Source organism: Deinococcus metalli (assembly GCF_014201805.1).
In the GTDB taxonomy this organism is placed as follows: Bacteria; Deinococcota; Deinococci; order Deinococcales; family Deinococcaceae; genus Deinococcus; species Deinococcus metalli.
In genome coordinates, this window is the sequence record NZ_JACHFK010000004.1 from 151,230 (window position 1) to 169,964 (window position 18,735).

Genomic DNA, 18,735 nt, shown 5'->3' on the forward strand with positions numbered 1-18,735 from the left:
TTTTCCAGCTCAGGCAAACGTTTGCCAAAGGAGTTCCCACGATGAATTCACCGCCCGGCTCCCGGTCCTGACCACCCCACCCGCATCTCACTCCCCGGAGGATTCCCATGAAGACCCGCATGCCCACGCCGCGCACCACGTCCACCGCCGCCCTGCTCACCGTGGGCCTGCTCTTCGGCGCCGCAACCGCCGCCGTGACTCCCCCCGGCGACACGCTCACGGTCGCCATCGGCAACGCGCCGGCCTCGCTCGACCCGTCGGGCGGTGAAGCCAGCAACGAGTACTACTACACCCTCGCCTACGACTCCCTGATCAACTTCGACTACGACGCCAAGTACAAGCCGGCCCTCGCCACGAGCTGGAAATGGGTCGGCAGCGACTACAAGGCCATCGACATCCAACTGCGCAAGGGCGTGAAGTTCAGCGACGGCAGCACCTTCGATGCGAACGCCGTCAAGGCGTGGCTCGACCTCCAGATGAAGAACAAGTCGCCCGTGGCCGTCAACCTGGGCACGCAGTCCGTCCAGGTCACCAGCCCGACCTCCATCCGCCTGACCATGGCGAACTCCAACCCGCTCACGCTGCTGTTCCTCTCGCGCACGTGGCTGTCCGGGGTCATCCCCTGCCCCAAGGCCTCCACCACCCCGGCGATCCTCAAGGCAGCGACCTGCGGCACCGGCCCGTACGTCCTCGACACCAAGCAGACGGTCACGGGCGACACCTACACCTACGTGGCCAACCCCAACTACTGGAACCCGGCCAGGGTGCAGTGGAAAAAAGTCATCCTCAAGGTCGTCAATAACCCGCAGGCCGCACTCGACGCCGTCCGCGCCGGCCAGGCCCAGGTGGCGTGGCCGGCCCAGGCGTCCCTGATCCAGTCCGCGACGTCCGCCGGGCTGAAGAGCGCCGGGGTGTCGCAGAACATCCTGGGTCTGGATTTCCTCGACAAGAGCGGCAAGGTGGTTCCGGCCCTCAAGGACGTCCGCGTGCGCCAGGCCCTCAACTACGCCGTTGACCGCAAGGCCCTCGCCACCGCGCTCGGCGGTGGGCAGGGCGATCCGGTCTCCACGCAGTTCCTCGAGGGCGCCGACGGCTACGACGCCAGCCTCACCAACGCCTACCCGTACGACGTGGCCAAGGCCAAGCAGCTGCTCGCGGCCGCGGGCTACCCGCAGGGCTTCGACCTCACCATCCTGTCCACACCGATTGCCGGCCTCGACACCCTGATGCAGGCGGTCGTGGGGTACTGGCAGGCCATCGGGGTGAAGGCCAAGGTCGACACCAAGCCCCAGGCGTCGGACTTCTTCGCCGGCCTGACCTCCGGCAAATACGGCGTGGCGGCGGCAGCCCTCGGCGCGACCAACCCGACCCTGCTCGCGTGGAACTGCTGCTTCCACCCGGGCGCCGTGTGGAACCCGGACACCACGAAGGTGCCGGCGTTCGAGGCGCTGGTCGCGAAGCTGCGCGTGACGGACCCCGAGAAGGCCGCGCCGGTTGCGAAGCAGATCAACAGCTACATGACCAAGAACGCGTGGTTCGTCCCCGTCTACAGTGGCAAGCTGAACTACGTCTACGACCCCAAGAAGGTCACGCTGGCCACCCCGTCCGGCGCTCAGCCGGTCATCGACATCCTCGACGTCAAGCCCGCGAAGTAAACCGGGTTATCGCGGTCTCACTGCACTCAGCATCACCACGTGAGACCGCGCTCCCCCACCAGCACGAGGAGTTCCAGATGCCTGTCGATCCCCGCACCGCACCTCTGCAATCCCAGTGTCCGGAGGCCACCGGACCCACCCGGGCCGCGTGGGACGCCGGGCCTGCCCGTGAAGGGATGCCCGGACGACGTGGCACGGGTCGCAATACGGGTTCCCGGGGGACTCCCACCAGTTCCCACCCACCCGAGTCGTCGGCGCGCGCACGTGGAGGCGCAGGTCCCGGGCATCCGCGGCTGGTGGGCATGCCCGTCAGGGTCTCCACGCGTCCGGTCCAGGGCACTGGCCTCTGCGGATACCAGCCCCGGCGCATGCCTTCCTCCAGCGTCTGGGCTCGCGGGAGCGTGACATGCTGAGAATTCTCGTCCACCGGCTGCTGCTGTCCGTGCCACTGCTGATTTTCGTGACCGCCCTGACGTTCTTCCTGGTGTCGCTGACCCCCGGCGATCCGGCCGTCGTCATCCTTGGTCAGAACCGCGCCCCCGAGGAGTATCAGCGCCTTCGTGAACAGCTCGGGCTGCTTCAACCTGTTCCGGTTCAGTACGCCAATTGGGTCGCCACCCTCGCCCACGGCAGCCTCGGCACCTCCATCTTCAACAGCGAATCCGTCGTCGCCAAACTCAATGCGCGGCTCGGCGTCACGCTGTCGCTCGTCACCCTCACCGCCGTGGTCTCCAGCGTCATCGGCGTCGCGCTCGGCATCGCCAGTGCCCTGCGGCGCGGCGTGCTCGCCCGCACGGTCGACGTCATCTCCCTGCTCGGCATCGTGCTGCCGAGTTTCTGGGTGGCACTGGTGCTGGTCGCCATCTTCGCGGTCCGCCTTCACTGGCTGCCCGCCATCGGCTATGTCAACCCGGCGGCCGATCCGGCCGGCTGGCTCCGCAGCCTCGTGCTGCCCGTGGCGGTGCTCGCCGGACCGGCCATCGGCCTGATCGCCCAGCAGACCCGCAACGCCATGCTCGACGTCCTGGAGCGGCCCTTCATCCGCACGCTGCGGGCCGGCGGCGTCCGGCCCCTGTCGCTGATCTACCGGCACGCGCTGCGCAACGCCGGCGTGCCCATCCTCACGGTGATCGGTCTGGTGTTCATTGGCCTGCTGGGCGGCACCATCATCGCCGAGAACGTCTTCGCCCTTCCGGGCCTCGGTGGTCTGGCGGTCGAGGCCACGGGCCGGCACGACCTGCCGGTCATCCAGGGCATCGTCCTGTACTTCACCGTGATCGTCGTCGTGGTCAACCTGCTCGTCGATCTGCTGTACGCCTGGCTCAACCCGAGGATCCGCGTGTCATGACCCACATCGCAGCCTCCTCCCCACACACGCGGCGGTTTCCACTGCTGCGCGCCCTGTTCCGGCAACCCACCGCCGTCATCCCGCTGGTCTTCCTGCTCCTGATCATCGTCACCTCACTATTCGCGCGCCAGATTGCCCCATACGCCCCGGACGCCTTCGACCTGCCCAACCGCCTCAGTGGGCCCACGGCCCGGCACCTGCTCGGGGCCGACGAACTCGGCCGCGACATGCTCAGCCGCCTGCTGTACGGCGGTACCAAGGCCCTGGTCGGCATCGTGGAAGCCGTGCTGACCGCCGTGCTGATTGCGCTGCCGGTTGGCATCCTCGCCGGATATGTGGGCGGCGCCTTCGACCGCGCCGTGTCCTTCGTCACCGACCTCGTCCTCGCGATTCCCGCCATCATCCTGGTGCTGGTCGTCCTCACCGTCTTCCCCGCCAACCTGCACGCGGCCATGGTTGCCCTCGGGGTGCTGGTCGCCCCGGGATTCGCCCGCATCATCCGCGGGGTGACCCTGCCGCTGAAGGAAGCGGATTTCGTTTCCGCCGCGCGGGTCGCTGGCGTATCCGAGGGGACGATCATGGTGCGGCACATCCTGCCGGGCGTGCTCCGCACGGCGATCGTGCAGGCGTCGTTCGTCGCGGCCAACGCCCTGCTGTTTGCGGTCGGGCTGGGCTTCCTGGGACTGACCGCCACGCCCGGTGAGGCGGAGTGGGGCCAGATCGTCGCGGCGGCGGCGCAGCAGATCAGCACGCAGCCGTGGCTGCTCGTGCCGTCCGGTGGCCTGATCGCCCTGATGGCCCTCGCCCTCATGCTCCTCGGCAATGCGCTCCGCGACGCCACGGCCGACGTCGGCAGCGGTGCGGAGGTCAGGCCCGTCAAAACCGGAACGGAGTCCGCCAGAATGCCCCGTGAACACGCGTCCGAGTCGGCCCGGCTGCCCGACCCGGCGGCGCTGCTGTCCGTTCGGAATCTCAGCGTGGTCTTCGAGAGCCGCGGGCAGGACACGCTCATCGTGGACGGCGTCAGCTTCGACGTGCGCGCCGGCGAGACGGTCGGCCTGGTCGGGGAGTCCGGCGCCGGAAAGAGCGTGACCGCCCTCGCGGTGCTGCGCCTGCTGGCCCGAGGTGGTCGCATTTCTGGCGGTCAGGTGATCTTCGACGGCCAGGAGCTGACGGATCTCGACGACCGCGCGTTTGCAGGGCTACGGGGTTCAGCCCTGGGCCTGATCTCGCAGGAACCGCTGTCCAGTCTCGATCCGGCCTTCACCATCGGCAGCCAGCTTGGAGAACTCGTCCAGCTTCATGATGGCCTCCGCGGCGCGAAGAACCGGGAGCGCTGCCTGGAGTTGCTGCGTCAGGTCCAGATGCGCCAGCCGGAACGTGTCCTGCAGGCCTACCCGCACGAACTCTCGGGCGGCATGGCGCAGCGGGTCGCCATCGCCATGGCGCTCGCGGGACGACCCCGACTGCTCATCGCCGATGAGCCCACCACCGCACTCGACGTGACGGTGCAGAAGGAGATCCTGAGTCTGCTGCGCGACCTCCAGCGGGACACCGGGATGGCCGTGCTGATCGTGACGCACAACCTGGGCGTGGTGGCCGACATCTGCGACCGCGTGATCGTGCTGTACGCCGGGCAGGTGTTCGAGGACGCCGGCGTCTACGAGCTGTTCGACCGGCCGCTCAACCCCTACACCCTGGGCCTGCTGGGGGCCAATCCAGCGCATGCCCAGCCCGGCCAGCCCCTCACCGTGATTCCCGGGCGGGTGCCGCCTCCGGGGTCGTGGCCGGCGCACTGCCGCTTCGCGGCCCGCTGCGCCTTCGCCGCGCCCGAATGTCTCGCCGGCCCCGTCCCCCTGCTGCATCCGGTCGACCACCACGCCAGCCGCTGTATCCGCATCGACGAGCTGTTCCTCAATCCCCAGAGTTCTCCCCAGTTCACCTCGACCGCCGCGGGCGCAGGGCAGCAGGAGGCGTCATGACATCTTCCGCAGCCAGGGCCACGCCCCCCGAGTCCCCTCCACAGCCCACGACCCCGCTGCTGGACATCCGCGACCTGGAGGTGCAGTACCGCCGGCGCCGCGGTGACCCCGTCCTGAAAGCGTCCGACCGCGTCAGCCTGGATGTGTACCCCGGCGAGACCGTCGGCGTGGTCGGTGAGTCCGGTTCCGGCAAGTCCACGGTCGCCAAGGCCGCCCTGGGTCTCGCCCCCGTGCACGCCGGCTCCATCCACCTCGCCGGACGGGACATTACCCAGCTCGGCCCACGAGGCCGGCGGGACCTCAGCCGGATCATGCAGGTCGTCTTTCAGGACCCCAACGCGTCCCTCAACCCCTACCTCACCGTTGGTCGGTCGCTGTCCGAACCGCTGGAAGTGCACGGGATGCGCGCCGGCCCTGAACTGCGCCAGCGTGTCGCGGACGCCCTGGAACGGGTGGGTCTGCCGCCCGAGGCGGCCGAGCGGTACCCCGCCCAGTTCTCCGGCGGGCAGAAGCAGCGCCTCGCCATCGCCCGCGCCATGATCGTCGACCCGCAGCTCGTGGTGTGCGACGAGGCCGTCAGTGCCCTCGACCTGTCCATCCAGGCGCAGATCCTGAACCTGCTCGCCGAGCAGCAGCGCGGCCGGCAGCTCAGCTACCTGTTCATCTCCCACGACATCGAGGTCGTGCGGTATCTCTCCGACCGCATCTATGTGCTGTACCTCGGTCAGGTGATGGAAACCGGCCCGGCGAGCGCCGTGACCGGGACCCCGGCCCATCCGTACACACGGGAACTGCTCGACTCTGCGCCCGTGGCCGATCCACGGGTGCAGCGCCGCCGGAACGCCCTGGACGCCGAGCGGCGCTCGGCCCGGCTCACCGCGAGCACCGCCACCGCGTCCCAGCCCAGCCACGGGTGTCCGTTCGCGCCGCGCTGTCCGTATGCCATCGACATCTGCTGGGCCGAGCGTCCGCCGCTCGTTCCCACCAACGCGGGCGGTCTGACCGCGTGCCACCGCTACCCGGAATGGCAGGCCCTGCACGCCCAAGGAGCTTCGACCCATGACTGATACCCTCTCCATCCGCGACGCCGTCGAGACGCTGCTGGCCGCCGCTGCGGTTGCTCCGCTGTCGCACACGGCCGACACCTTCAAGACCGGTGATCCGGACACGGCCCTCACCGGCGTCGTCACCACCTTCCTGGCCACGGCCGACGTGATCCGTCACGCGGCCGCCCAGGGCGCCAACCTGATCATCACGCACGAGCCCACGTACTACTCCGCCGAGGACACCGATGATGTCGCGTGGCTGGACAGTGATCCTACCTACGAGGACAAACGGCGGCTGATCGAGGAGCACGGCATCGTGATCTGGCGGTTCCACGACTACTGGCACATGATGCGCCCCGACGGCATCGTGACGGGCCTGGCGCAGCGCCTCGGCTGGACGGTCGACCCGCCGTCGGTCTCCATGGACGACGCCATCCAGGCCATGACCGCCGGCAAGGGCGGGGACATCAAGCGGGCGGCCGCCGCCACCAGCGTGGCCAGCGTCCCCCCCATGACCCTGGGGGCCTTCGCCCAGCACGTCAAGGAGCAGCTCGGCGCGCCCAGCGTGCGCGTCCTCGGCCCGGACGACCTGACCGTGCGCCGGGTGGGCCTGACGGTCGGCGCCCTCCCCGGCAAGATGACCATCGGCACCCTGCAACGCGACGACGTGGACGTGGTGCTCTGCGGCGAGACCCGCGAGTGGGAGACGTGCGAGTACCTGCGCGACGCCGCGTTCTTCGGACGCCCCAAGGGCATGGTGGTGGTCGGCCACGCGACCAGCGAGGAGCCCGGCATGGAATACCTAGCCGAGTGGCTGCGCGCGCTCCTGCCGGACGTTCGGATCACGCACCTTCCCAGCGGCGACCCGTTCCGGACGCTCTGACGCCCCTCGTCCCAGCCGGGCGGCACGGAGCCACCGAACGCCCGTGTTCCCCGGCCCGTTCCCTCCCAAAGGATGTCTCTGCATGACCTTCCATGATCGCGTCGACCCCGAGTCCTGGGCCGTGCTCGACGCCGCCAGCGCCCACCTCCCCGCCGACCTGTGGGCCGCCAGTCCCGTGGCCCGCCGGCAGGCCAGTGACGCCCTCCTGGCGGCCATGACAGCCCACGTTCCCCCCACCGAGACCGTGACGTGGCACGATCAGGCGGTGCCCGGCCTGCCCGGCGAACCGGACGTCCCCATCCGCATCTACCGTCCCCGTGGTGCCGATGCAGGTCGCCCGGGCGTGCTGCTGATCCACGGGGGCGGGATGTGGGGCGGCAGCATCGCTCACGAGCACCTGCGCGCCGTATCGCTGGCGGATGACCTGAATGCCGTGGTCGTGTCGGTGGAGTACCGCCTGGCCCCCGAGCATCCCCACCCGGCTCCCGTACGCGACTGCTCCGGCGCGCTGACGTGGATGGCGTCGAACACGGACGCCCTGGGGGTCGATCCATCGCGCCTCGTCGTCATCGGGGGCAGTGCGGGCGGCGGACTTGCGCTCGGCGTGGCACTCATGGCCCGCGACCAGGGTGGCCCTCGCCTCCACTACGTCATGGCGCTGTACCCGATGATCGATGACCGCAGTGAGACGGCCTCGGCCCGGGAGTTCGACCACCTGGGGGCCATCTGGGACTACACGCGGAACGTCGAGGCGTGGGCGTGGTACCTCGGCGGGCAGCGCGCCGACGCCTACGCGGCCCCGGCACGCGCCGAACAGCTCACCGGCCTGCCACCCGTCTTCATCGACGTCGGCGAGCTTGACGTCTTCCGGGACGAGGACGTGGCCTTCGCGCTGCGGCTGATGCAGGCCGGCGTGCCGACAGAGCTGCACGTGTACCCCGGCGCGTTCCACGCCTCGGAGTTCGTGGCGCCCGACGCAGACCTGAGCAGACGGATCAGCCGCACCCGTCTCGAGGCGCTGCGCCGCGCCCTTCGCCCCACGGCTGCTGTCGGACTGAGCGGTGACGCCGCACACGAGCCGTCACCGCTCAGCGTCCCCGCTGCCCGGTGACCACGATGACGCTGCCCCAGCAAGCCGCCTTCGAGGTGCTCCTGTGGCCGGACGGCGCGCCCACCGTCGTGCGTGACGCGCGCCCGGAGCGCTGGTTCACCAGCCCTCCCGACGCTCCGTTTCACTACCGTCAGGTCCGCAACGTCACCGAGCCGTCGCTCACGGCGTTCCTGCCCGAGCCTGAGTCGGCCACGGGCACGGCCGTGATCATCTGTCCCGGCGGCGCGCACCACACGCTCGCCATCGACCATGAGGGCAACGATGTGGCGCGCTGGCTCGCTACGCGCGGCGTCGCGGCCTTCGTACTCAAAAACCGCGTGCTCCCCACGCCGGACGATGACGACGCCTTCGAGCTGCACATGCGCGACCTGATGTCGAACACGGCGACCCTGGTGCCGCGTATCCAGGCCCATCTCCCCCACCTGCTCGCGGACGGCCAGCGCGCCGTTCAGCTCGTGCGAGAGCACGCTGCCAAGTGGGGCATCGCGCCGGACCGCGTCGGCATGCTGGGCTTCTCGGCCGGTGGGCACCTGGCGGTCCTGACCGCGCTGCAGGCTGACGGAGCCGGGCCGGACTTCCTGGCGCCGATCTACGGGTCGATGTGGGGGGACGTGACGGCCCCGCCCAGCGCCCCTCCCCTGTTCCTCGCGTACGCGAACGACGACGAGCTGGGCTACCTGGTGATCGGCGCGAACTGGACGCTGTACGACGCGTGGCGCGCGGCAGGCCGCCCGGTGGAGTTGCACGCCTACACCCGGGGCGGCCACGGCTTCGGCCTGCACGCCCAGGGACTTCCCAGTGACCACTGGACCGAACAGTTCTACGCGTGGTTGCAGGCTGAAGGGCTGCTCGCGGGCAGGTGAGTGCCGATGGCGCGATCTGCCACGCGCAGAGCCGCGGGGTCGCAGGAGCACGATGCGGCGCCGGTGCCCACGATCCACGACGTGGCTATCCGCGCTGGCGTGGGAGCGGGTACGGTCTCCCGGGTCCTCAACAGACACCCCAAGGTGTCCGACGCCGTGCGCGCCCGGGTCACGCAGGCGATCCATGACCTGAAGTACACGCCCAATCCGCACGCCCGGCAGTTCGCGGGGGGACGGAGCTACAGCATCGCGACCGTGCTGCCCGTGGTGGCGACGGACTTCTATCTGCGGCTCCTCACCGGCCTGGAAGACACCTGCCACGCCGCGCATTACGACACGGCCCTGTTCCCGCTGCTGTCGCAGGAGCGTCTGGCGCGGCTACTGACGCCGGGTTCCCTGGTCGGCCAGGCGGACGGCCTGGTCATGGTGACCTATGACCTGACGGAAATGTTCGACCCGTCGGCCACGCAGATTCGGCAGCCGGTCGTGCTGGCCAACGCCTTCACGCCGAAGCTGGACTGCGCGTATGTCGACAATCACCTGGGCGGCCGTCTGGCTGGAGAGCACGCCGTGACCCGGCCAGGCGAGCTGTACGCCATCTGGGTCGCGACCGATCTCGACGCCCTGTTTTCCACCCGGGTGTTCAAGGACCGCCGTGCGGGGTTTCACGACGTCGTCACCGCTGCTGGACGGTCCATCCGCCACGAGATGTTCACCCGCTACGACTCGCTGGCGATTCACCAGGCGGTGTGCGCGCTGCTGGACGACGCTGTCTTCCCGTGTACGGTCTTCGCGGCTGCCGACCAGATCGCGGCGGTCATGCTCGATGAAGCGGGCCGGCGCGCCCTGCGCGTGGGTGAGGACCTGCGGATCATCGGCTTCGACGATCATCCGTGGTCGGCCGAGCGCGGCCTGACCACCGTGCATCAGCCGGTCGGGCAGATGGGTGCCGAGGCCGGACGCCTGTTGCTCAGCCGACTGAACGGCTACAGTGGCCCGCCCCGCGAAGCCCGACTGGCACCACACCTCGTCGTCCGGGCCACGGCGTGACAGCGTTCACCCGATGAGTTGACAGGGATGCCCGGCGGGAAACCAGTCGCACACCCGGCCACTGACAAGACCCAGGACACGGCGTCCAGCAGAACGCGGCCCGACCGACCGCTGCGGTGCCGCCGCGGTACGAGGACGCCGCCTGCCGCAACACGTCAAGACGGTCGGGTCGTCCTCGCCGCACCTCACCCCTTCCGCTCCTCCGGCCGATGCTGTGGGCCAGCAACTCGCCGTACTGCCCGCCGAGACATTCTTCGCGGCCTTGCTCAGCGGTTTCGGAGTGGCAGCTTGCCGGCGATGATCATTTCCAGCACTTCATCCTGGGTGATCTGGTTCGTGGGCGCGCTGCCGACGACGCGGCCGTTCTTCATCACGGTCACGCGGTCGGCCAGATCAAACACGTCGTGCAGATCGTGGCTGATCAGGAAAATGCCGACTCCCTCCTCCTTCAGAGACGCGATCAGTTCGTTCACCTGGGCGGTTTCCTGCGGCCCCAGCGCGGCGGTGGGCTCGTCCATGATCAGGACGCGCGCCTTGAAGTAGATCGCGCGGCTGATGGCGATGCACTGCCGCTGGCCGCCCGAGAAGTTGAAGACGGGCTTCTTGAGATCCGGGATATTGACCTTCAGGCGGTCGAGGACCTTCCGGGCCTCGAGTTCCATCGTGTCCTCGTCCAGACGACCTCCGCGCAACAGTTCGCGCCCGAGGAAGATGTTCGCCGCGACATCGAGGTTGTCGGCCAGCGCGAGGTTCTGATAGATCGTCTCGATGCCGAGGTTCTGGGCGGCACGTGGAGACGACAGCCGCACTTCCTCGCCGTTCATGAGCACCTGACCGCTGTCGGCGGTGTAAGCGCCGGACAGCATCTTGATCAGGGTGGACTTCCCGGCGCCGTTGTGGCCCAGCAATCCCAGTACCTCGCCCGGGTAGAGTTGCACGTCGACGCCTTCCAGCGCGTGCACGCCACCGAAGGCCTTCGACAGGCCACGCGTTTCGATCAGAGGCACGATAGAGCCGTCCCGGACGGACGGCGCGCTCATCGGGTCCTCCGCTTCTGCACGATGACGTCGAGGGTGACGGCCAGCATGAGCACCAGTCCCTGCACGACGTTCTGCCACGCGCTGGACAGGTCGAGGAGCAGCATGCCGTTGATGAGACTCGCCATCAGCAGGGCGCCCAGGAAGGCGCCCGGAATGCTGCCCGTACCGCCGGAGAGGGACGTGCCGCCGATGACGGCAGCCGCGATAACGCTGAGTTCTGCCAGCGTCCCGGTGGAGTTCGTGCCGGCATTGAGCCGCGCCGTCTGGATCGCGCCTGCCAGCGCTGCCAGCATGCCCATCAGGGCAAACACCGTGACCGTCAGGCGCTCGGTGTTGATCCCGGCGAGCCGGGCGGCTTCCGGATTGCCGCCGTAGGCGTACACATACCGGCCGAAGCGGGTCGACCGCACGACCCACATCATGATCGCAGTGACGCCCAGCATAATCAGGACGGGCACCGGCATGCCGCGTGGCAGCCCGGTGCGCGGATCGGCGTAGCCGTTCATGACGAGCACGAAGCCCAGCACGACCAGCAGGCTGACGCCCGTGAACAGCAGTTGCAGGCCCAGGCTGCGGTTGGGCAGGCCCCGGCGTTGGCGCTGCCGGCGGGTGACCAGGTCCGAGGCGACGATGGCCGCCATGAGCAGCAGCCCGACCGCCCAGCTGGCCGGGCCGCCGATCGCGCCGTTCAGGCCGCCGCCGAGCACCTGATACGACTCGGTCAGGGGTGCGATCGTCTGGCCGCTGGTCAGGAGCCACGCGCCGCCCCGGAAGATCAGCAGGCCACCCAGCGTGACGATGAACGACGGCACGCTCAGGCGCGCGATCCACGTGCCCTGCACGGCGCCAAGCAGCGCGCCCAGCAGCAGGCCCAGCAGCAGCGTCAGCACCGTACCCCACCACGTGTCGGCCGTGACCAGGCGGGTGTTGACGACGGCCATGAACATGCCGGTGAAGCCCAGGATCGAGCCGATGGACAGGTCGATGTTCCGCATGACGATGACCAGCACCATGCCGCTGACCATCACGCCGACCGACGCGGTCTGAACCGACAGATTCCAGAGGTTCCGGGCGCTGATGAAGATGCCCTGGGTGAACACGTCGAACAGGAGCCAGATGCCGGCGATGGCCAGCACCATGAAAACTAGCCGGCCGTCCAGTCCGAGCTGGTTCAGGCGGGCGGGGCGTGGGGGGGTTCGAACACTCTGCATGCCAGTACTCCGGGGGATGAGACCCACGTTGCCGGGGCGCGGGTATGGTGCCCGCAGCCCCGGCAACGCGAATCAGGTCGTGGTCAGCGGCACGCGGCCGGTGCGGCGGCGCCCGTCACACCCTTACAGATCTCGGCCTTGGTGGCCCACTTCGCAGTGATCAGCGTGCCCAGGTTGGCCTTGGTGATCACGACGGGCTTGAGCAGCATGCCGGACACGCTGACCTTGCGCGGTCCACCGTTGAAGGGCTTCGCACCCGACACGGCGGCGACCTTGGTCCCGCCGGAGAGCAGGACGGCGATCTTGGCGGCTTCCGTGCCGAGCGTCCGGGAATCTTTCCAGACCGTCCCAGTCTGCTGGCCGAGCGCGATGCGGTTCAGGGCGGCCTTGTCGGCGTCCTGACCGGAGACCGGCACCTTGCCGGCCAGACCGACGGCCGCCAGGGCAGCGACCGCGCCGCCGGCCGTACCGTCGTTCGACGCGACCACGGCATCGACCTTGTTGGCGTTGGCCGTCAGGATCTGCTCCATGTTGCGCTGCGCGACTTCAGGCTTCCAGCCTTCCGTGAACTGGTTTCCGATGTTCTTGATCGCCCCGGACTTGATGGCGCTCGCCAGGACCTCCAGCTGGCCGTCGTACAGCAGCTGGGCGTTCGGGTCCGTGGGGCTGCCCTTGATGAAGGCGTAATTGCCCTTGGGTTTGGCCGCCAGGATCATGCGCGCCTGGAGGCGGCCGACTTCCTTGTTGTCGAACGAAATGTAGAACGCCCACGGGTCCTCGATCAGGCGGTCATAGGAGATGACCGGGATGCCCTCGGCCTTGGCCTTGGCGATGCCCGGCAACACAGCCTCGCTGTCCTGGGCAAGCACGATCAGGACGGTAGCGCCGCGGGTGATGAGACTCTCGATATCGGAGAGCTGTTTTTCGTTGCTGCTCTGCGCGTCGGCACTGAGGTACTTCGCGCCGGTCTTGTCGAGCTGGGCCTTGATGGCCGCCTCGTCGGTCTTCCAGCGTTCTTCCTGGAAGTTCGACCAGCTGACGCCCACCACCACGGGTTTCTGGGCCATAGCAGGGCCGGCGACCAGGGAGAGGCCAAGCGCAGTAGTCAAGATCATGCCAAGTCGTTTCATGGATCTCCTTGCGTGGGACGAACCCCGCGGCGGTGGGCACGGTACCCAGAACCGGTGATGGACGGCACCATCAGTCCTGCCTGAAGCGAGCGCGAACGCATCGGTCCTTCAGGGAAATCGATTTCGGTGAGTTGATGGTACACCCTGCCACACGCACTGCCAAGACAGATCCATCTATACAGGTAGGCCGCTGCCTGTCGCTCGCCAGCGCGCGCTTTAGCCGCTCACCACACGTACTGGCGCCGTCGATCGCCGCCGGATCAACCTCGGCCGCAGAAGCGCGGTCTGGGGCGCCTCCCCATCGAGCCGCGCCAGCAGGGCACGGACACCCGCTGCGGCCATCTCCGCGGCGGGCTGGTACACCGTGGTCAGCCCGCCGGCGATGTACTCGGCGCCCTGGATGTCATCGAAGCCCACCAGTGATACGTCTGCCGGCACACTCAACCCGGCGCTGTCAAGCGCATGGAATGCCGCCGCCGCACCCAGATCCGTCTCTGCGAACACGGCCGTCACGCCGCCTTGCACGGCCTGCAGCAGCCGCGGTCCATCGTGTATGGCGCTCTGCGGCAGGAGTCCGGCTTCCTCGAGCGCCGAGCGGTAGCCCTGCTCGCGCCGCGCAAAATGCTCGACGCCACTCCTCACTCCCCCACCGTAAAACGCAATCCGGGTATGCCCCAGCTCGACGAGATGGTGGACCGCGATGCCCGCTCCCTGCGCGTGGTTGACATCGACCATGCCGATCCCCTCTGGCGCCCGCTGCGTCCACAGCGCCACGACCGGGACCGGCGGACTTCGCAGGCCGTGCAGAAGTCCGTGGCCGCGCAGTGGATCACAGCTCACCAGCAGCCCGTCCACCCGCCCGTCGAGCAGTGTCCGGGCATCGAGTTGACCGCTGGGATACACCACCAGGGCCGGAACCTCCAGCTCACGGGCCGCCTCGCTCAGACCCGCCATGATCGCCCCGTCGAAGGTGCGCCTGACCGCGTCTGACACCGCCACGCCCGTCAGCAGCGAGTCCGGCTCGGACGGCCCCACGGCCTCGAGGACCACGCCCAGCTGACCCGTCTGCCGGGTCCTGAGGTTGCGTGCTGCCACGTCGGGAACGTAGCCGAGTTCATACGCCACGCGGCGCACCCGCTCCGCGGTCTCGGCATGCACCTGGTAATCCGCGCGGCCGGACAGCACTTTGGACACCGTCGCTGTACTGACGCCAGCCGCGATGGCCACCTCCTTGATCCTCACCTTCACCGTCCCAGCGTAGTCCACCAGTCGTTCAGGGCGCCATGTTCGGGTGGTTAAGGCAGTGCTGGTTGATCGAGGTGGTCGCCGTGACGTCGAACTGGATTCCAGCGCGTGACCGGTTGAGGCAGAGGTCTGACGAGTTGAGCTCCCGCCGACTGCACGGCACAAGCTCCTGTCACTGAGGAATCCTGGCGGCGATCAGAACCCACCTTCGTCAAGGGCCGACCGCATGTCACACGGATGCATTCGTGGATCACCTCTGCATCCCTTGCCATCTCAGGGAACTCAAAGGCGACTCCAGGGCTGCATTTATCCTTACAGCACGGTGGCCTCTACTTCCCCTGACCACGGTTGGTCAGGCGGACGTCGCTGAGCTTGCTCCTCAACCCCTGCTGGAGGATCACCCCATGCAGCGCGCACACGGCCGACGTGACCTCAGTCCGCCCATTCATCCTGGCACCCGGTCGGGCTGAACCGACCACTTGGCGCGCGTCAACACCCGCCGCCCCTTACACGCCAATGCGGACGCTCTCGCCATCCAACGCAGTGCCGCGCAGCAGGGCCGCGAGCACCTCTGCACCCTGCACCACGCCCAGACTGGGCCGGCTGAAGTGGGCGTTCGCGTCCACCGCCCACAGCTGGCCCTCCCTGACCGCGCGCATCTCGGTGCGGCCGAGCAGACCGCGGGCAAAGGCGGCATTGTCGGCCAGGCCGTACCCGCAGCACATCACCACGATCACGTCCGGGTCCAGGGCCGCCACCGCGTCCCAGGTCGTGCGGCCCGAGTCCGTGCCCGCCGCGCCCAGGACATTCATGCCCCCGGCGCGGGAGACCTGCTCGGGCACCCAGTGGCCCCCGTAGAAGAGCGGGTCAGTCCACTCCAGGGTCAGGACGCGTCTCGCGCCGGGAGCCGGGCGGATGGCGTTCCACCGGGCCTGCGCATCCTCGGCCAGGCGCTCGCCCTGGTCCGTCACCCCGGCGGCGCGTGCCAACGCACGCAGGTCCTCCAGGATGCCGGCGACCGACTTGCCTTCCAGACTCAGCACCCCAGACGCGGGCAGACAGCCGGGAAGGAAGCGCACGGCCGTCTCCAGGGTTTCCGGGGTCACGGCACAGACCTCGCACACACCCTGGGTGACGACGAGGTCGGGCCGCAGGGCGTCGAGGAGGGTGCCGTCCACCGCGTACAGGGCGCGGCCGGCGCGCACGGCCTCGCTCACGGCGCGGTCAATGTCCGCCTGGGACGCGGACGTGTCCACGATGGACCGGGTCAGGACAGGCCGGCCCACCGCGCCGGGGTGGTCGCAGGAGTGGCTGACCGCGACCACCTGCTCGCCCAGCCCGAGCGCGAACAGCAGATCCGTGGCGCTGGGCAGCAAGCTGGCAATGCGGCGAGGAGCGAACGGAGCGGAGGTCACAGAGTGAGCCTAACCGGCCGCGCCCGCCCGGATTGGGTTCCAGATCCTGGGCAGCCCACTGGGCCACACTCTCGACGCCGTAGCTGTGGCCGAGTGTCAGGGTCAGATGACGCGGTGCAGCCGATCCGTGGAACCTGATTCATAACCTCAACACCCGGTGGGAGCGGCACAACGACCACCTGCGGGGGGATCCAACCGGTGATGCCGCCAGAGACGGGGATCGGCAGCCGCGACACTACTGCTTGCTCGGACCCGCGTCACCCGACCCCAACCCCGGACCGCGCTCCGTTCGCGTTCGTCGTCTGTCCGTCTTGCCGTCACGCAGACGGCCTGTCCTCGGCAGATGCCCCTGCCCAGTGCAGCACGAATTCCGCAAACAGCGAGTTGGCCCACGCGAACCAGGGCCGGGTGTAGTGGGCCGGGTCGTCCGGGTGAAAGCCCTCGTGCATGTACTGCGTGCCGGCGGTGGTGCTCACCAGCGCGTCCAGCAGCGCGTCCTGCTCCCGACGGTCGGTGGCGGTCAGCCCCTGCATGGCGAGCGCAATCGGCCAAATCAGCCCGCCGGGCGTGTGTGGACTCCCCACGCCCGCCGCGGACGCCCCCGCGAAATAGAACGGGTTGTCGGCGCTGAGGATGAAGCGCCGCGTGTTGAGGTACGTCGGGTCGTCCGCCGGCCGGTACCCCAGGTACGGAATGGACAGCAGACTGGGCACATTCGCGTCGTCCATCAGCAGGTGGCGGCCCAGGCCATCGGTCTCGTAGGCGTACATCCGGCCGTGGGTAGGATGCTCGACCACTCCGTGCGTCTGGATACCGTGCTCGATCTCGGCACGCAGAGCCTCCGCGCGGGCCGCCAGCGCTCCGTCGTCCAGGACGCTGCGGGCCAGGTTCGCCAGATGCCCCAGCACGACCACCGCGAACATGTTGGCCGGGATCAGGTAGCCGTAGGTACAGGCGTCGTCGCTGGGACGGAAGCCCGACCAGACCATGCCCGTGTACGCCACCGGCATGCCCCGGCCGCCGTCGGGGAGCGTGTCACTGGGCAGGTGAGGATCAGGCCGCTCGAAGCGGTACGCAGACGTGTCGTGACGCTGCTCTGCGGTCATCACGTCCAGGACGGTGCGCAGCATCCCAACCACCTCCGGCGTGAACACGGCGCGGTCGTGCGTGGCGTCCCAGTAGCGGGACAGCAGCCACACCGGATAGCACAGCGAATCCAGTTCGAACTTCCGCTCCCACACCCACGGGCCCTGCCCCGGCCGGTCGTCCACGTGACCCCGGCCGTCCGGCTGGGCGTTGAAGGCATTGGCGTAGGGGTCGATGGCGAGGTACATGGCCTGCCGCCGGATCAGCCCGGAGATGAGCCGCCGCAGTTCGGTATCGTGCGCGGCGAGCGGCACGTACGGACTGACCTGCGCGGAGGAGTCCCGCAGCCACATGGCGGGGATGTCGCCGGTGAACACGAAGGTGGTGCCGTCGTCCAGCAACTGCACGGTGGTGTCGAGGGTGTTCGGGAAGCAGTTGGCGAAGGTCTCGGCAAGCTGTGGCCTGTCCTGTAACTGTCGCTGCATCTGGGCCATCAGGCGGTGAACGGACGGGTAGGACATGACTAAGGGCTCCTATCGAGGGAAATGGGGGTGGTATGAACAGTCGCCCGCAGTCTGCCGGATCAGGACAGCAGGTTCCGGCGTTCCAGGGTGGCGAGCGCTTCAAACACCATGACGCCGCTGAGCTGTCCGCTCAGGGACACCGGATGATCGGACGTGGGCCGTGGCGGTGGTCGATCCCACCTCAGGGCATACAGGCCGGTGTCCGGGTCAATTCCGTTCTGGACGAGCGCGTTGCCGTTGCGATGGAGCAGCGCTGTCCACTCAGGGCGGGCCTGTTCGCGGATCAGCAGGGTCAGATACCGCACGAAGATGCCCTTGAACAGGCCGCCGTCGCCGTCGCCCTCGTCGGGCAGCACGCCGCTGGTGGGGTCGCTCAGACGCGCGCGGGCGGCCTCGGCGGTGCGGATCGCGTCGTCTAGATACGCCGTCTCGCCGGTCGCCCGGTGCAGCGCCAGCCCGGCGCCCAGGTACGCGCCCTGGTTGTAGGTGAAGTGCCAGCCGTCTTCGAGCTGGCCGTCGCCCAGCCGGTTCATGCCGTCCCACACAAAGCCGCTGACCGGATCGACCAGATGCTCGCGGGTCCACGCGTAGATACGCCGTGCCCACGCCAGGTCGGCGTCCTTCCCGAAACGCCGGTACAGCCGGGCGGCCAGGATCGCGGCTGGGGCGTTCGCAGGCGTGTTCTTGTAGTCCGGCTGGTCCTTCTTCCACGCGATGCCGCCGCCACAGTGGTCGTTCCAGCCGCCCTGGATGTCGGCCCACAGGTCGCGCACGCCGTCCAGGTACGCCGGCTCGCCTGTCGCTTCAAAGGCCCGCAGCAGGGCCAGCGCCATCCACTGCATGTCGTCGTACCAGTTGTGAAGCAGCGTGCCGCCGTTCAGGGTCCGGGCACCCTCGAAGGCCTCCCGCAGCGTCGAGGTGTAGCGCGAGTCGCCAGTGCGGAGTAGAGCATCCACCAGCACGTCCAGGGTGTGCGCATGCCACCAGTAGATGTAGGGTTCGTTGCACCCGCCCTCGCATGGAAAGCGCTGGTTCATGACGTGTTGGGTGGGGTTCCAGAAGCGTTCGCGCAGGGTGTGCTGGGCGGCTTCGGCCCGCTGTGTCCAGTTCAGGGTGGAGAGTGGATGGATCATCGTTCGCTCCTGC

The 18,735-nt window shown here is 68.7% G+C and carries 15 protein-coding genes; 8 read left to right on the forward strand and 7 right to left on the reverse strand.

Translation table 11 applies throughout. The features are described from left to right. The first annotated feature begins 107 nt into the window (after positions 1-107). From HNQ07_RS09760 to HNQ07_RS09795, 8 genes are all read left to right on the forward strand, one after another. Positions 108-1,655, forward strand: coding sequence for an ABC transporter substrate-binding protein (locus HNQ07_RS09760; RefSeq protein WP_229831928.1), 1,548 nt, complete (start codon positions 108-110; stop codon positions 1,653-1,655). A 406-nt stretch (positions 1,656-2,061) separates the two neighbouring features. Beyond that, positions 2,062-3,003 (forward strand): ABC transporter permease, encoded by a 942-nt coding sequence (locus HNQ07_RS09765; RefSeq protein ID WP_184111186.1) that lies wholly within the window; start codon positions 2,062-2,064, stop codon positions 3,001-3,003. Next, positions 3,000-4,985 carry a dipeptide/oligopeptide/nickel ABC transporter permease/ATP-binding protein gene (locus HNQ07_RS09770; protein WP_229831926.1) on the forward strand — a complete coding sequence of 662 codons (1,986 nt, stop codon included), beginning with the start codon at positions 3,000-3,002 and terminating at the stop codon, positions 4,983-4,985. Before HNQ07_RS09765 ends, HNQ07_RS09770 begins: the two co-directional genes overlap by 4 nt. Then, the gene (locus tag HNQ07_RS09775; protein ID WP_184111188.1) at positions 4,982-6,052 is read left to right on the forward strand and encodes an oligopeptide/dipeptide ABC transporter ATP-binding protein; all 1,071 of its coding nucleotides are present in this window, start codon (positions 4,982-4,984) and stop codon (positions 6,050-6,052) included. Before HNQ07_RS09770 ends, HNQ07_RS09775 begins: the two co-directional genes overlap by 4 nt. Beyond that, a complete protein-coding gene (locus HNQ07_RS09780; protein WP_184111190.1) occupies positions 6,045-6,914 on the forward strand; it encodes a Nif3-like dinuclear metal center hexameric protein in 870 nt (289 codons plus the stop codon). Before HNQ07_RS09775 ends, HNQ07_RS09780 begins: the two co-directional genes overlap by 8 nt. An 82-nt stretch (positions 6,915-6,996) precedes the next feature. After that, positions 6,997-8,025 carry an alpha/beta hydrolase gene (locus HNQ07_RS09785; protein WP_184111192.1) on the forward strand — a complete coding sequence of 343 codons (1,029 nt, stop codon included), beginning with the start codon at positions 6,997-6,999 and terminating at the stop codon, positions 8,023-8,025. Positions 8,026-8,030: 5 nt separating this feature from the next. Beyond that, positions 8,031-8,888 carry an alpha/beta hydrolase gene (locus HNQ07_RS09790; protein WP_184111194.1) on the forward strand — a complete coding sequence of 286 codons (858 nt, stop codon included), beginning with the start codon at positions 8,031-8,033 and terminating at the stop codon, positions 8,886-8,888. A gap of 6 nt (positions 8,889-8,894) precedes the next feature. Further along, positions 8,895-9,938 (forward strand): LacI family DNA-binding transcriptional regulator, encoded by a 1,044-nt coding sequence (locus tag HNQ07_RS09795; RefSeq protein WP_184111196.1) that lies wholly within the window; start codon positions 8,895-8,897, stop codon positions 9,936-9,938. A 266-nt stretch (positions 9,939-10,204) separates the two neighbouring features. On the opposite strand, the gene HNQ07_RS09800 is transcribed toward HNQ07_RS09795, so the two are convergent. From HNQ07_RS09800 to HNQ07_RS09830, 7 genes are all read right to left on the reverse strand, one after another. After that, complete coding sequence (locus HNQ07_RS09800) at positions 10,205-10,978, reverse strand: ATP-binding cassette domain-containing protein (protein WP_184111198.1); 774 nt, start codon at positions 10,976-10,978, stop codon at positions 10,205-10,207. After that, positions 10,975-12,189 carry a sugar ABC transporter permease gene (locus tag HNQ07_RS09805; RefSeq protein WP_184111200.1) on the reverse strand — a complete coding sequence of 405 codons (1,215 nt, stop codon included), beginning with the start codon at positions 12,187-12,189 and terminating at the stop codon, positions 10,975-10,977. The genes HNQ07_RS09800 and HNQ07_RS09805 overlap by 4 nt, the downstream gene beginning before the upstream one ends. Positions 12,190-12,272: 83 nt before the next feature. Beyond that, positions 12,273-13,319, reverse strand: coding sequence for a D-xylose ABC transporter substrate-binding protein (gene xylF / locus HNQ07_RS09810; RefSeq protein ID WP_184111202.1), 1,047 nt, complete (start codon positions 13,317-13,319; stop codon positions 12,273-12,275). Between the two features lie 216 nt (positions 13,320-13,535). Continuing rightward, entirely contained in the window at positions 13,536-14,567 is a 1,032-nt protein-coding gene (locus HNQ07_RS09815) for a LacI family DNA-binding transcriptional regulator (RefSeq protein ID WP_184111203.1), read from the reverse strand. 503 nt (positions 14,568-15,070) lie between these two features. Next, positions 15,071-15,979: a cobalamin-binding protein gene (locus HNQ07_RS09820; RefSeq protein ID WP_184111204.1), complete on the reverse strand. Its 909-nt coding sequence runs from the start codon at positions 15,977-15,979 to the stop codon at positions 15,071-15,073. Positions 15,980-16,296: 317 nt separating this feature from the next. Continuing rightward, entirely contained in the window at positions 16,297-17,586 is a 1,290-nt protein-coding gene (locus HNQ07_RS09825) for a glycoside hydrolase family 125 protein (protein ID WP_184111205.1), read from the reverse strand. A 62-nt stretch (positions 17,587-17,648) separates the two neighbouring features. Beyond that, complete coding sequence (locus tag HNQ07_RS09830) at positions 17,649-18,722, reverse strand: glycoside hydrolase family 76 protein (protein WP_184111206.1); 1,074 nt, start codon at positions 18,720-18,722, stop codon at positions 17,649-17,651. Positions 18,723-18,735: the final 13 nt, after the last annotated feature.

Bases quoted from the DNA above. Each gene is read 5' to 3' on its own strand.
- HNQ07_RS09800 (WP_184111198.1), bottom strand. From the start codon at position 10,978: ATGAGCGCGCCGTCCGTCCGGGACGGCTCTATCGTGCCTCTGATCGAA.
- HNQ07_RS09805 (WP_184111200.1), bottom strand. From the start codon at position 12,189: ATGCAGAGTGTTCGAACCCCCCCACGCCCCGCCCGCCTGAACCAGCTC.
- HNQ07_RS09830 (WP_184111206.1), bottom strand. From the start codon at position 18,722: ATGATCCATCCACTCTCCACCCTGAACTGGACACAGCGGGCCGAAGCC.
- HNQ07_RS09780 (WP_184111190.1), top strand. From the start codon at position 6,045: ATGACTGATACCCTCTCCATCCGCGACGCCGTCGAGACGCTGCTGGCC.
- HNQ07_RS09770 (WP_229831926.1), top strand. From the start codon at position 3,000: ATGACCCACATCGCAGCCTCCTCCCCACACACGCGGCGGTTTCCACTG.
- HNQ07_RS09785 (WP_184111192.1), top strand. From the start codon at position 6,997: ATGACCTTCCATGATCGCGTCGACCCCGAGTCCTGGGCCGTGCTCGAC.
- xylF (WP_184111202.1), bottom strand. From the start codon at position 13,319: ATGAAACGACTTGGCATGATCTTGACTACTGCGCTTGGCCTCTCCCTG.
- HNQ07_RS09775 (WP_184111188.1), top strand. From the start codon at position 4,982: ATGACATCTTCCGCAGCCAGGGCCACGCCCCCCGAGTCCCCTCCACAG.
- HNQ07_RS09795 (WP_184111196.1), top strand. From the start codon at position 8,895: ATGGCGCGATCTGCCACGCGCAGAGCCGCGGGGTCGCAGGAGCACGAT.
- HNQ07_RS09765 (WP_184111186.1), top strand. From the start codon at position 2,062: ATGCTGAGAATTCTCGTCCACCGGCTGCTGCTGTCCGTGCCACTGCTG.
- HNQ07_RS09760 (WP_229831928.1), top strand. From the start codon at position 108: ATGAAGACCCGCATGCCCACGCCGCGCACCACGTCCACCGCCGCCCTG.
- HNQ07_RS09790 (WP_184111194.1), top strand. From the start codon at position 8,031: ATGACGCTGCCCCAGCAAGCCGCCTTCGAGGTGCTCCTGTGGCCGGAC.
- HNQ07_RS09825 (WP_184111205.1), bottom strand. From the start codon at position 17,586: ATGTCCTACCCGTCCGTTCACCGCCTGATGGCCCAGATGCAGCGACAG.